Genomic DNA, 12,569 nt, shown 5'->3' on the forward strand with positions numbered 1-12,569 from the left:
CGTGACCACCATTGCAGTTGTAGGCGCCACGGGGCAGGTCGGTATCGTCATGCGCACCCTCCTCGAGGAGCGCAACTTCCCGGCCGACACGGTTCGGTTCTTCGCGTCGGCCCGCTCGGCCGGCAAGAAGCTGCCGTTCCGCGGTGAGGAGATCGTGGTCGAGGACGTCGCGGCGACCTCCGACGAGGATCTGAAGGGCATCGACATCGCGCTGTTCTCGGCCGGTGGCACCCTCTCCAAGGAGCAGGCTCCGCGCTTCGCGGCCGCCGGGGCGATCGTCGTCGACAACTCGTCGGCGTGGCGCAAGGACCCCGAGGTTCCGCTCGTCGTGAGCGAGGTCAACCCGGAGCAGGTGAAGAACCCGCCGAAGGGCATCATCGCCAACCCGAACTGCACCACGATGGCCGCGATGCCGGTGCTCAAGGCACTGCACGACGAGGCCGGGCTCCAGCGCCTGATCGTGTCGAGCTACCAGGCCGTCTCCGGTAGCGGCCTGGCGGGCGTCGAGGAACTCGTCGGCCAGGTGCGCGCCGTCGCCGACGAGGCCGACAAGCTCGTCCACGCGGGCGACGCCGTCGACTTCCCGGCCCCGAACAAGTACGTCGCGCCCATCGCGTTCAACGTCGTCCCGCTCGCCGGGTCGATCGTCGACGACGGCACGGGCGAGACCGACGAGGACCAGAAGCTGCGCAACGAGTCACGCAAGATCCTCGGCCTGCCGGACCTGCTCGTCTCGGGCACGTGCGTGCGCGTTCCCGTCGTGACCGGCCACTCGCTGTCGATCAACGCCGAGTTCGAGCGGCCGCTGTCGGTCGAGCGTGCGCAGGAGCTGCTCGCGAACGCTCCGGGCGTCCGCCTCGTCGACGTGCCGACCCCGCTCGCCGCAGCGGGCGACGACGTCTCGCTCGTGGGCCGCATCCGCCAGGATCCGGGTGTTCCGGAGGGCCGCGGTCTCGCGCTCTTCGTCTCGGGTGACAACCTGCGCAAGGGGGCCGCTCTCAACACCATCCAGATCGCGGAGCTGCTCGTCTAAAGGCTCTTCGGACCTGCTCGACGGAGCGGGTGGACCTCTTCGGGTCCACCCGCTCCGTTGCGTTTCGGGCGCAACCGGGACGGCAGAGAAACATTTACAAGCAGTCTGGACTGTTTGTTGTTTTCCCGTTACGCTGCGAAGCGTGATCCAGGACACTGCGCCGAACGGTGGTCGTACCCAGGCGCAACGCACCGCCGCGACGCGAGCCAAGCTGCTCGACGCCGCGGTCGACTCGCTCGTCGAGCACGGCTACTCGGGCACCAGCACGCAGGGCATCGCCAAACGTGCCGGAGTCTCGCGAGGCGCCCAGCTCCACCACTTCCCGACGAAGGAGAACCTTGTCGTCGCGGCGGTCGAGCACCTCGTCGACAAGCGGCTGCAGGAGATCCTCGAGAAACGGCCCGATCCGGAGCACGGCTTCGAGGCGCTCATGGACGCCTTCTCCGGTCCGCTCTTCGCCGCAGCGCTCGAACTGTGGGTCGCGGCGCGGACCGATCCGTCCCTGCACGAGGCGATGATCCCGCTCGAACGCAAGGTCTCGGACGCGCTCCGCACGGGTTGCCTGGAGATCATGGGCGACAGGGTCTCGCCCGACCACATCGACCTCAGCATCGAGATCGCCCGGGGCTTCGCCGTCTCGGCCCTGATGCGTACCCCCGAATCCGATCGAGAATTCCGGGAGCGCCTGCTCCCGGTCTGGAAGGCGCTGGTGATGAAATGAGTCTCGCACTGCTTCCCGATCACGTGCACACGCTCGTCGTCGGCGCGGGCTTCGGCGGCATCGGCATGACCGCAACACTGTTGCGCGAGAACTCCGATGCCGACGTCCTCGTCCTCGAGCGCGGTGACGACGTCGGCGGAACCTGGCGCGTGAACACCTATCCCGGTGCCGCATGCGATGTTCCGAGTGCGCTGTACTCGTTCTCCTTTGCGCCCGAACCCGACTGGTCGCGAGCGCACGGCACCCAGGAGGAGATCTACGCGTACCTCCGCCGCGTCGCACGTGAGCAGGGCGTGACCGACCGGACGATGTTCGGGTGCGAACTGCGCGAGGCCCAGTGGGACGCCGAGCGTGCCGTGTGGCGGATCTCCACCTCCCGCGGTGACCTGACGGCCGACGTGCTCGTCGCCGCGACCGGTGCCCTCTCCACGCCCACCTACCCGAAGGTTCCCGGCCTGGAGTTGTTCCGCGGCAAGAAGTTCCACTCGTCCGAATGGGATCACGACCACGACCTCACGGGTGAGCGTGTCGCCGTCATCGGCACCGGCGCGTCGGCCATCCAGTTCGTGCCGGCGATCGTCGACCGCGTCGAACACCTCACGCTGTTCCAGCGCACGGCCTCCTGGGTGATGCCCAAGCACGACCACGTCATCGCGCGGTCGGTCCGCACGCTCTACCGGCGCTTCCCCGTGGCGCAGAAGCTCATGCGCGGATTCGTGTACGGGCAGAAGGAGATCTACGTCGTCGGCATGACGAAGCCCTTCGCCCGCAAGTACCTCCTGCCGCTGTTCGAGGTCCGGGCACGGCAGGTGCTGCGCAAGAACGTGCGCGATCCGGAGCTGCGCAAGCGCCTGACCCCCGATTTCGCGATCACCTGCAAGCGGATCCTGTTGTCCAACGACTGGTTCCCCGCCATCACCCGGCCGAAGGTGGACGTGGTGTCCTCCGGTCTGGCCGCGGTCACCGAGAACGGCGTCGTCGACGACAAGGGCACCGAGTACCCGGTCGACACCATCATCTTCGGCACCGGCTTCACGCCGACGGAACCGCCCGTCGCGCACCACATCCGCGGTGGCGACGGCCGTACCCTCGCCGAGACCTGGGACGGCAGCCCCTCGGCCTATCTCGGCATCACCGTGCCCGGTTTCCCCAATCTGTTCCTCATGTACGGCCCCAACACCAATCTCGGCCACAGCTCGATCGTGTACATGCTCGAATCCCAGGCCGATTACATCTCCGACGCGCTGCGCACGATGGAGCGTCGCGGCATCTCGGCCGTGGAGGTGCGTGACGACGCGGTGCGCCGCTACACCGCCGATCTCGACCCGGCGCTGAACAACACGGTCTGGAACCAGGGCGGTTGCAGCAGCTGGTACATCGACGAGAAGGGCCGCAACTCCGTGATGTGGCCGACCTTCACGTGGCAGTACCGGGCGCGGACCAAGCAGTTCGACCCGGAGAGCTACACCGAGCACCGCGCGACGGCAGGAGCAGGCGCATGACCCATTACGACGTCCTCGTCATCGGATCCGGATTCGGCGGCAGCGTCGCAGCGCTGCGCGCCACCGAGAAGGGATACAAGGTAGGTGTTCTCGAGGCCGGACGGCGCTTCGAGGACGACGAGCTGCCCAAGACGAGCTGGCGGCTGCGCAAGTACCTGTGGGCACCGCAGCTGGGGTGCTACGGGGTGCAGCGCATGCACCTGCTGCCCAATGTGCTCGTCATGGCCGGAGCGGGGGTGGGCGGCGGGTCGCTGAACTACGCCAACACCCTGTACAAGCCGCCGACGCCGTTCTTCCGCGACCCGCAGTGGGGTCACATCACCGACTGGGAAGCGGAACTGACCCCGTACTACGACCAGGCGGCACGGATGCTCGGCGTCCGACCCAATCCCAGCACCACGCCCGCGGACGAGGTGATGCGTCAGGTCGCCGACGAGATGGGTGTCGGTCACACCTACACGACGACCCCGGTCGGCGTGTTCTTCGACGAGCCCGGCAGGACGGTGCCCGACCCGTTCTTCGGCGGTGCCGGCCCCGACCGCACCGGCTGCACCGAGTGCGGCAGCTGCATGACGGGTTGCCGTGTGGGAGCGAAGAACACGCTCGTCAAGAACTACCTCTACCTCGCCGAGAAGGCCGGCGCGCACATCCACGCCCTCACGACGGTGACCCGTGTGGTGCCCCGCGCCGGTGGTGGATACGAGGTCCACACCCGCAGCACGAACGGCATCAGGAAGCGCCGCAAGGTCTTCACCGCCGACCAGGTGGTGATCGCCGCCGGTACCTACGGCACGGCGCGCCTGCTGCTCGCGAGCCGCGAGACCGGCGACCTGCCGAACCTGTCTCCGGCCCTCGGCACCGTGGTGCGCACCAACTCCGAGGCGGTGCTCGCCGCGACCGCGCAGGACCGCGTCGTCGACTACACGAAGGGCGTGGCCATCACGTCGTCCTTCCATCCGGACGACCACACCCACATCGAACCGGTGCGGTACGGCAAGGGCAGCAACCTGATCGGTCTGCTCCAGGCACTGCTCGTCGACGGTGGCACGCGGATGCCGCGACTGCTGAAGTTCTTCGGTGTCGCCGCGAAGAATCCCGCTGCCTTCCTCCGCTCGCTGTCGGTGCGGAACTGGTCCGAGCGCACGGTCATCGCTCTGGTCATGCAGACCGACGACAACTCGCTCGAGCTCGCGACCCGGCGCACGCCGATCGGCCGGGGCCTGACCAGCAAGCAGGGGCCGGGCACCCCGCCGCCCGAGTGGATCCCGGTGGGCCACGAGGCGGTTCGCCGCGTCGCCGACAAGATCGACGGCGACGCCGGCGGTTCGATCGCCGACCTGTTCAACATTCCGATGACCGCACACTTCCTCGGTGGGTGTGCGATCGGCGATTCACCGCGTACCGGCACCGTCGACCCGTACCTGCGTGTCTACGGGCACGAGGGTCTGCACGTCGTCGACGGCTCCGCGGTGAGCGCCAACCTCGGCGTGAACCCGTCCCTCACGATCACCGCGCAGGCCGAACGTGCGCTGGCGCTGTGGCCGAACAAGGGGGAGAAGGACAACCGGCCTCCGCTCGGGTCGGCCTACGAACCCGTGCAACCCGTGCAGCCCGTGCGACCGGTCGTGCCCGTCGAGGCCCCGGCGGCGCTGCGACTCCCCATCACTCCCGTTCGGAAGGAGAGCGCCCGTGCTCTGGACAGTGCCTGAGAGCGAGGACGAACGCACCGACTATCCGGTCTCGCCGCCACCGCCCTGGCCGGCCGCCGTGCGGGCCACCCTGTGGTGGCATCGCAGCACCCCGGACGCCGCCCAGTACGGGCCGACCGGCGCGACCCTGCCCATCACCCTCGCAATGATGGTCGACTACCTCGACTCGCCGGTCGGGCCGTACCGCGAGGTGCTGGCCAGCCCGGTGCTGCGTCGTGGCGTGATTCCGGCGATGGCGGTGCCGTTCATCGCCGTCGACTCCGAACCGTCGGTACACGGTGGTCGTGAGCACTGGAAGCTGCCGAAGGTACTCGCGAAGTTCGACGGGGACGTCCTCGGCGACTTCTCCGCGACCGGCGCCCGATGGAGCGTGGCCACCTCGGCCGCGCCGAAGGGGCCGGAACTGCCGATCGCGGGTGGACTGACCTTCGCCCAGCCGATCCCCGGCGGCGCCGTCGAACGCGCCACCGCCCGGCTGCGGGGGAAGTTCCGCTACGCACGGGTGACCGTCGCGGCGGAGGGACCGACGCTGAGCCGCTGGCTTCGCCCCGGCGCCCACCACGGCATCGTCATCACCTCCGGACGGATGTCCACGGGCGCGTCGCGAGTCGTGTCGCGTATGTAGGTCAGCCGGTGTCGTGGGTGCGCCGCGGTGCCGGCTGCACCCACGACGCCAGCAGGTTCATCGCCTCGCGGGACGATGAATCGGGCGCGGTGGAGTAGAGGAACAACGTCTGGTTCGGGTCGTCGGGGAAGGTGAGCGATTCGAAGTCCACGGTGAGCTCGCCGACCACCGGATGGTTCAGGTGCTTCGATCCGTGCGTGCGCCGGTGGACCTGGTGCTCGGACCACCAATGCCGGAACTCGGGACTCGCGAGCGAGAGCTCACCGACCAGTTGTTGCGCCAGCGGGTCGTCGGGGGTCGTGCCGACGTCGAGGCGCAGACTCTCCACCGCCGTCCGGGCCTGTTGTTCCCAGTCGGCGAACAGGTTCCGGGCCTCCGGGCTCAGCAGCATCCAACGCGCGTAGTTGCGCTCCCGTGGTGGCATCGCGTCGAAGTCGGCGAACAACGCCCGCGCCATCCGGTTGGTGGCGAGCACGTCGGTGCGATGGCCGAGGACCAGCGCGGGCTGCGAGTCGAGACCGTCGAGCAGTTGGTACAGGCCGGGCCGCACGCGTTGGACCGCGCCGCGGCTGCGTCGGCCGGGTCGGGTCGACGCGCCGATCAGGTCGTCGAGATGGGTGCGACCCGCATCGTCCAGACCCAGGGCCCGCGCGAGCGCGTCGAGAACCTGGCGTGACGGGACGATCCGACGGCCCTGCTCGAGTCGGGTGTAGTAGTCGGTGGACACCCCGGCGAGCAGGGCGACTTCTTCGCGCCGCAGTCCCGGCACCCGCCGTACGCGCCCGTCCTCCGGCAGCCCGGCGTCGTCGGGTTCGCGTGCGGCGCGGGCACGGCGCAGGAAGTCCGCCAGTTCGTGATTTCTGGGAGCGGCCACCCGGTCATTGTCTCTCCCGGAAGGCGATCGTGCCTGGTCCTCCCAGTCCTATGTTGCCGGATCCGAGGCTGCCGGAGACCAGGACGGGCAGGGCCGACGGTGTGCTCCCACGGGGCATGTTCGAGCGGGATTCTGGAATCACCCCGGCGGCGGACCCCGCCCCGGAGATTCGAAAGGACAAGAATCATGCTCGAATCCACCACCACCACAACTTGGTTCGTCACCGGTGCCTCGCGGGGTCTCGGTCTCGAGATCGTCGCTCAGCTCCTCCGGCGCGGCGACGACGTTGCGGCCACGACGCGCTCGGTCGAGCGTCTGACCGCCGCCCTCGACTACATCGGTACCGGCCGGCTCCTTCCGCTCCGGGTCGACCTGACCGATCAGGAGCAGGTCGCCGCGGCCGTCGCGCAGACCCGGGAGCACTTCGGCGGACTCGATGTCATCGTCAACAACGCCGGCTACGGATATCTCTCCGCCGTCGAGGAGATCGCCGATGCCGACGCCCACGCGATGTTCGACGTGCAGATCTTCGGGGTGCTGAACGTGCTGCGGGCGGCGCTTCCGGCGTTCAGGAGCAACCGTCGCGGGCACATCGTCAACGTCTCGTCGATCCTGGGGCTCACGACCTTCCCGGGCTGGGGACTCTACAGCGCGGGAAAGTTCGCGCTCGAGGCCCTGACGGAAGCGCTCGCCGCGGAGGTCGCCGATCTCGGTATCGGGGTGAACCTGATCGAGCCGGGATACGTGCGGACCGATTTCCTGACGAACGACTCGCTCGCACTTCCCGATTCGACACTCGGTGAGTATCCGGCCGTGCGGGAGACGACCGAGGCGCACCGGGCGATGCACGGGACCCAGCTCGGAGATCCCGTGAAGGTCGCGGCCGCGATCATCGAGGTCGCCGTCTCGGGTACCGCTCCGCTGCACCAGTTCCTCGGTTCGGACTCGCTCTCGTTCGCCGAGGCGCGGGTGAAGGCCCTGCAGGCGGACATCGACGCATCCCGGGCGCTGGCGGGCACCGACCACACCGACCTCTGATCCGATCGGAGACCCGAAGTGGGGCGTGACGGGCACCGCACCGATCCTTTTCTTGACTTATTCCAGAAAAGGGGCATACTTGGTGTCATGCAACAAGGACACGAGCATCACTTCGACCCCAAGGAGCAACTGCGCTCCGTGGGTCTGCGGGTGACCGCTCCCCGCGTTGCCGTACTGAGAACCGTTGCCGAGCATCCGCATTCCGATGCGGACGGAATCGCCGCCCACGTGCGCGACGAACTCGGCTCGGTGTCGACGCAGGCCGTGTACGACGTACTCAAGGCATGCGTGGGGAACGGGTTGCTCCGCCGGATCGAACCGGCCGGATCACCCGCACGGTACGAGACCCGCATCGGCGACAACCACCACCACCTCGTGTGCCGCGCATGCGGCACGGTCGTCGACATCGACTGCGTCGTCGGGGCCGCACCCTGCCTGACGCCGTCCGACGACCACGGCTTCGTCATCGACGAAGCAGAGGTCACCTTCTGGGGCCTGTGCCCCGATTGCCGCGCCGACTAGCGCCCACTCGCTTCACCGGTGGTCCGGCCCCTCCGCGGGGCCGAACCACCGGCTTCGTGTCCCGAGACCCGGAACACCCGTATTCGGAGGTCACCATGACGAATGCCCGTTACACCACGAACAACGTCGGTATCCCCGTCGCCAGCGACAACGAGTCGCTGACCGCCGGCACCCAGGGCCCGATCCTGCTCCACGACCACTACCTGGTCGAGAAGCTCGCGCACTTCAACCGCGAGCGGGTGCCCGAGCGCGTCGTGCACGCCAAGGGCGCCGGCGCGTTCGGTGAGCTCGTCGTCACCGAGGACGTCTCCGCCTACACGAAGGCCAAGCTGTTCCAGCCGGGCGCGAAAACCGAGATGCTGGCACGCTTCTCGACGGTCGCCGGTGAACAGGGCAGCCCCGACACCTGGCGCGACCCGCGCGGTTTCGCTCTGAAGTTCTACACCGAGGACGGGAACTACGACCTGGTCGGCAACAACACGCCGATCTTCTTCATCAAGGACCCGATCAAGTTCCCCGACTTCATCCACTCGCAGAAGCGTCTGCCCGGCTCCGGCCTGCGCGACCACACGATGCAGTGGGACTTCTGGACCCTGCGCCCCGAGACCGCACACCAGGTCACCTGGCTGATGGGTGACCGTGGCCTGCCGCGCACGTGGCGCCACATGGACGGCTTCGGTTCGCACACCTACCAGTGGATCAACGCCGACGGTGAGCGCTTCTGGGTGAAGTACCACTTCAAGACCGACCAGGGCATCGAGTTCCTCACCCAGGACGAGGCCGACCGCCTCGCCGGCTCGGATCCCGACTACCATCGCGCCGACCTCTACACGGCGATCGAGCGCGGCGAGTTCCCGAGCTGGACGCTCCACGTGCAGATCATGCCGGTCGCGGAGGCGGAGAACTACCGGTTCAACCCGTTCGACCTGACCAAGGTGTGGTCGCAGAAGGACTACCCCCTGATCAAGGTCGGCACCATGACCTTGAACCGCAACCCGCGCAACTTCTTCGCGGAGATCGAGCAGGCCGCGTTCGCCCCGTCGAACGTCGTGCCGGGCATCGGATTCTCGCCCGACAAGATGCTGCTCGGCCGCGTGTTCTCCTACGCCGACGCCCACCGCTACCGCATCGGTGTCAACCACGCACAGCTGCCGGTGAACTCCGCGAAGGCCGCCCGTGTCGACTCCTACAGCAAGGAGGGCAACATGGCCTACACCTTCAACGATCCGCAGACCCCGGTCTACGCGCCGAACAGCTTCGGTGGTCCGCATGCCGATCCCGAGCGGGCCGGCGACGAAGGTCTGTGGAACTTCGGAACCGAGGCCGTGCGTGCGGGATACGTGCAGCACCCCGAGGACGACGACTTCGGTCAGGCGGGCACCCTCGTCCGCGACGTGATGGACGACGCGGCACGCGAACGCCTCGTGAACAACATCGTCGGACACGTCCTCGGCGGTACCTCGGAGGCGCTCTACGAGCGGATCTTCGAGTACTGGCGCAACGTCGACGAGGAGCTCGGCAAGCGGGTCGAGGCGGGCGTGCGCGCCGGAGCCTGACCCGTCACCGGGGGAGATGCGGCGGGATCAGAGCAGTCCCCACCAGTAGATCAGGGCTGCCAGCGCCAGCACGATCAGCGTGGTGTCCATGTCGCTCTCCCTCCATCCGACGGCAACAACTCCATCTTCCTCGCACACGAGGAGTCCGGCACAGACGGCAGGGTCGTCCACCTCTTACGGTGGGCGGCCCTGCCGGCGTCTGCGAACATATCGGCTGTTCGAACACGCGTGTGACAGCTGTGTCGGCTGTGGTTGTTAGGTTGGAGATCCGGGCCGGCGTCGTCACGCGGGGCCGGGTTCGCGCTCGTTCGTCGAAAGGTGTTGTCCGACATGGTGATGGGTCCTACCCATGCAGTATCCGGGGCGCTGGTGGGGCTCGTCGTCGCAGATCTGCTTCCTCCCGACTGGGGTGCACCCGCGTCCACCGCGGAGACCTTCGCCTTCGCGGCGGTGTGTTCGGGGGCGGCCCTGCTTCCGGATCTCGACACGGCACAGTCGACGGTCGCGAGGTCGTTCGGGCCCGTGAGCCAGACCTTCGCCAAGGGCATCGACGCGGTCTCGCTCGGCTACTACTCGCTCACCAAGGGCAGCCGCGACCGGAAGCGGCGCGGCGGGCACCGCACCATGACGCACACCGCGCTGTTCGCGGCACTGCTCGGAGCCGGAGTCTCGGCGCTCGTCGCGAGCTTCGGCAGGGAAGCGATCATCGGGGTCCTGTTCGTCACTCTCGGTCTCGCGTTGCGTGGGTTGTTCGGATCGTGGGCGAAGAAGCGCGGGTGGGTGGTCGTCACCCTGAGCGCGGCAGTGCTGTCGATCCTGTCGTGGACGTGGTTCCCGCAGGAGGTCGCGTCGACGGGCCTGGGGGTCGCGGTGGCCCTCGGATGCGCGACACACTGCCTCGGCGACGCCATCACCAAGGAGGGCATCCCCTTCCTCGCGCCGTTCGTGCCCTGGCGCGGGTCGCGCTGGTGGGAGATCAAGCTGCCGTCGGCGTTGTCCATCCGTGCGGGTGGGCCGTTCGAGCTCGGCATCCTCGGTCCGGCTCTCACCGTTGCGGCGGTCGCGATGGCCGTCTGGTCGGTCGACGGCGCGCCCGAACACATCCTCGGCACGTTGGAGGCGTCGGGCCTGTCGTTCTGGAGCGAGGGCACCGCACACCGGTAGCGGTACTGGAGAATAAAGAGAACTTGTTCTATTTTTGCGGAGTCCGTGCCCGCAGAACAGAACGGAACCCGCCCTCGTGAGCGCTCGAGCCTCTGGTCCCACCCTCAGTCGTCGCGGTCTTCTCGGAGCAGCCGCCGGAGCGGCCGTCCTTGCAGGCACGGGATGGACGCTCGCGGGTGCGGTACCGCTCGGCGACCCGGCTGCCACGATCCCGGCGCCGCCGGACTTCCCGGCCGACATCCCGCTCTCGCAGCAACAGTTCGTCAACTGGGCAAAGACCATCCGGTTCGACGCGGTGTGGACCGCGACCGCGCGCACCGCCGACGACGTCGTCCGTCTCGCGAACTGGGCACACGCCCACGGCTTCCGGATCCGTCCCCGCGGATCGATGCACAGCTGGAGTCCGCTCACCCTCGAGGCCGGGCAGGACATCGAGAACGTCGTGCTGGTCGACACCATGTCGCAGCTCAACCAGGTCGTCGTCGACGCGGGCGCCGCACCTGCGCGCGTGACGGCCGGCGGTGGCGCGAGCATCGAAGCGATCCTCACCGCGCTCGAAGCGAACGGACTGGGGTGGGCCAACTCGCCGGCCATCGGGGACATCTCCATCGCGGGGGCACTGTCGATCGGTGCCCACGGCGCCACCTACCCGGCAGCGGGGGAGACGGTGGTCCCCGGCCAGTCGTTCGGCTCGCTGTCCAATCTCGTCCTGGCTCTGACCGCCGTGGTGTGGAACCCGTCGGCCGGTGCCTACGAACTCCGCGAGTTCCGCCGCGCCGACCCGGAGATCGGACCCGTGCTCGCTCACCTCGGACGCACCTTCGTCACCTCCGTGACGTTGCAGGCCGGAGCGAACTACCGGGTGCGCTGCCAGAGCTTCACCGACATCCCGTGGCGCGAACTGTTCGCACCGCCCGGCTCGCCGGGGCGCACCTTCGAACGCTACGTCGAGGAACACGGGCGGGTCGAGGCGATCTGGTTCCCCTTCACCGAGACACCCTGGCTCAAGATCTGGTCGGTCTCCCCGGAGAAGCCCGCCGCCTCCCGTGAGGTGCAGGGCCCGTACAACTACTATTTCTCGGACAGCCTGCCCGAGGAGCTCACCGACCTGCTGGGGCAGGTCGTGCGCGGCGCCCAGGGCGTCACACCGGCCTTCGGTGCGTCGCAGTTCGGAGCGGTGGCAGCGGGACTCGCAGCGACCGGCACGAACGATCTGTGGGGCTGGTCCAAGGACCTGCTGTTCTACCTGCGCGCCGCGACCCTGCGCGTGGTCGCCGGCGGCGGTGTCGTCGTGACGAGACGCGACAACATCGCCCGCGTCATCAACGAGTTCACGACGTGGCTGCACGAGCGGATGACGCACTACGCCTCGCTCGGCCAGTACCCCGTGAACATGCCGTTCGAGGTGCGTCTGTGCAAGGTCGACGACGCCGACGAGGTGCTCGTCGACGCTGCCGGTGTGCCGGACCTGTCGCCGGTGCGTCCCCGCCCCGACCGCCCCGACTGGGACACCGCGATCTGGATGAACGTGGTCTCCATCCCCGGAACGGCAGGGATGCCGGCCTTCTTCCGCGAGATGGAGCAGTGGATGGCCGCCCACTACTCGGGCGACTACGCGACCTTCCGTTCCGAGTGGTCGAAGGGCTGGGCGTTCGACGACCAGGGCGGCTACCGCGACCCCGGTTTCCTCGGGGAGACGGTGCCGGCCATGTACCGCACCGGGTTGCCGTCCGGCCAGGGTTGGGACGCCGCGCTCGCAGCCTTCGAGCAGTACGACCCGCATCGGGTGTTCAGCAACCGGTTCCTCGACCGGTTGCTGCCCTGA

General features: G+C 68.3%; 11 protein-coding genes. 10 read left to right on the forward strand and 1 reads right to left on the reverse strand.

Features of this window, described 5'->3' with window-relative positions; translation table 11 throughout:
* Position 1: 1 nt before the first annotated feature.
* The 5 genes from AC0LPE_RS01815 (at position 2) to AC0LPE_RS01835 (ending at position 5,590) form a co-directional block, all read left to right on the forward strand.
* Positions 2 to 1,033 carry an aspartate-semialdehyde dehydrogenase gene (locus AC0LPE_RS01815; protein WP_145690975.1) on the forward strand — a complete coding sequence of 344 codons (1,032 nt, stop codon included), beginning with the start codon at positions 2 to 4 and terminating at the stop codon, positions 1,031 to 1,033.
* Positions 1,034 to 1,175: 142 nt separating this feature from the next.
* Positions 1,176 to 1,754 carry a TetR/AcrR family transcriptional regulator gene (locus AC0LPE_RS01820; RefSeq protein WP_059383106.1) on the forward strand — a complete coding sequence of 193 codons (579 nt, stop codon included), beginning with the start codon at positions 1,176 to 1,178 and terminating at the stop codon, positions 1,752 to 1,754.
* Complete coding sequence (locus tag AC0LPE_RS01825) at positions 1,751 to 3,256, forward strand: flavin-containing monooxygenase (protein ID WP_490605505.1); 1,506 nt, start codon at positions 1,751 to 1,753, stop codon at positions 3,254 to 3,256. Before AC0LPE_RS01820 ends, AC0LPE_RS01825 begins: the two co-directional genes overlap by 4 nt.
* Complete coding sequence (locus AC0LPE_RS01830) at positions 3,253 to 4,965, forward strand: FAD-dependent oxidoreductase (RefSeq protein WP_423660789.1); 1,713 nt, start codon at positions 3,253 to 3,255, stop codon at positions 4,963 to 4,965. Before AC0LPE_RS01825 ends, AC0LPE_RS01830 begins: the two co-directional genes overlap by 4 nt.
* Positions 4,958 to 5,590, forward strand: coding sequence for an acetoacetate decarboxylase family protein (locus AC0LPE_RS01835; protein ID WP_229568238.1), 633 nt, complete (start codon positions 4,958 to 4,960; stop codon positions 5,588 to 5,590). Before AC0LPE_RS01830 ends, AC0LPE_RS01835 begins: the two co-directional genes overlap by 8 nt.
* 1 nt (position 5,591) lies before the next feature.
* On the opposite strand, the gene AC0LPE_RS01840 is transcribed toward AC0LPE_RS01835, so the two are convergent.
* Positions 5,592 to 6,464 carry a helix-turn-helix transcriptional regulator gene (locus AC0LPE_RS01840; protein WP_229566868.1) on the reverse strand — a complete coding sequence of 291 codons (873 nt, stop codon included), beginning with the start codon at positions 6,462 to 6,464 and terminating at the stop codon, positions 5,592 to 5,594.
* 186 nt (positions 6,465 to 6,650) lie between these two features.
* Between AC0LPE_RS01840 and AC0LPE_RS01845 the strand changes: the two genes are divergently transcribed.
* The 5 genes from AC0LPE_RS01845 to AC0LPE_RS01865 all read left to right on the forward strand — a co-directional run bounded on the left by AC0LPE_RS01845 (position 6,651) and on the right by AC0LPE_RS01865 (position 12,569).
* Positions 6,651 to 7,502 (forward strand): SDR family NAD(P)-dependent oxidoreductase, encoded by an 852-nt coding sequence (locus AC0LPE_RS01845; protein ID WP_423660787.1) that lies wholly within the window; start codon positions 6,651 to 6,653, stop codon positions 7,500 to 7,502.
* A gap of 87 nt (positions 7,503 to 7,589) precedes the next feature.
* Positions 7,590 to 8,024: a Fur family transcriptional regulator gene (locus tag AC0LPE_RS01850; protein ID WP_024102806.1), complete on the forward strand. Its 435-nt coding sequence runs from the start codon at positions 7,590 to 7,592 to the stop codon at positions 8,022 to 8,024.
* 95 nt (positions 8,025 to 8,119) lie between these two features.
* Positions 8,120 to 9,580, forward strand: a complete 1,461-nt coding sequence (locus AC0LPE_RS01855) for a catalase (protein WP_490605506.1) — start codon at positions 8,120 to 8,122, stop codon at positions 9,578 to 9,580.
* 330 nt (positions 9,581 to 9,910) lie between these two features.
* Entirely contained in the window at positions 9,911 to 10,744 is an 834-nt protein-coding gene (locus AC0LPE_RS01860) for a metal-dependent hydrolase (RefSeq protein ID WP_088898844.1), read from the forward strand.
* A 76-nt stretch (positions 10,745 to 10,820) separates the two neighbouring features.
* Entirely contained in the window at positions 10,821 to 12,569 is a 1,749-nt protein-coding gene (locus AC0LPE_RS01865) for a cholesterol oxidase substrate-binding domain-containing protein (protein WP_229566874.1), read from the forward strand.

The sequence above is a fragment of the Rhodococcus sp. S3 genome (assembly GCF_058211795.1).

Bases quoted from the DNA above. Each gene is read 5' to 3' on its own strand.
- AC0LPE_RS01825 (WP_490605505.1), top strand. From the start codon at position 1,751: ATGAGTCTCGCACTGCTTCCCGATCACGTGCACACGCTCGTCGTCGGC.
- AC0LPE_RS01830 (WP_423660789.1), top strand. From the start codon at position 3,253: ATGACCCATTACGACGTCCTCGTCATCGGATCCGGATTCGGCGGCAGC.
- AC0LPE_RS01845 (WP_423660787.1), top strand. From the start codon at position 6,651: ATGCTCGAATCCACCACCACCACAACTTGGTTCGTCACCGGTGCCTCG.
- AC0LPE_RS01850 (WP_024102806.1), top strand. From the start codon at position 7,590: ATGCAACAAGGACACGAGCATCACTTCGACCCCAAGGAGCAACTGCGC.
- AC0LPE_RS01855 (WP_490605506.1), top strand. From the start codon at position 8,120: ATGACGAATGCCCGTTACACCACGAACAACGTCGGTATCCCCGTCGCC.
- AC0LPE_RS01860 (WP_088898844.1), top strand. From the start codon at position 9,911: ATGGTGATGGGTCCTACCCATGCAGTATCCGGGGCGCTGGTGGGGCTC.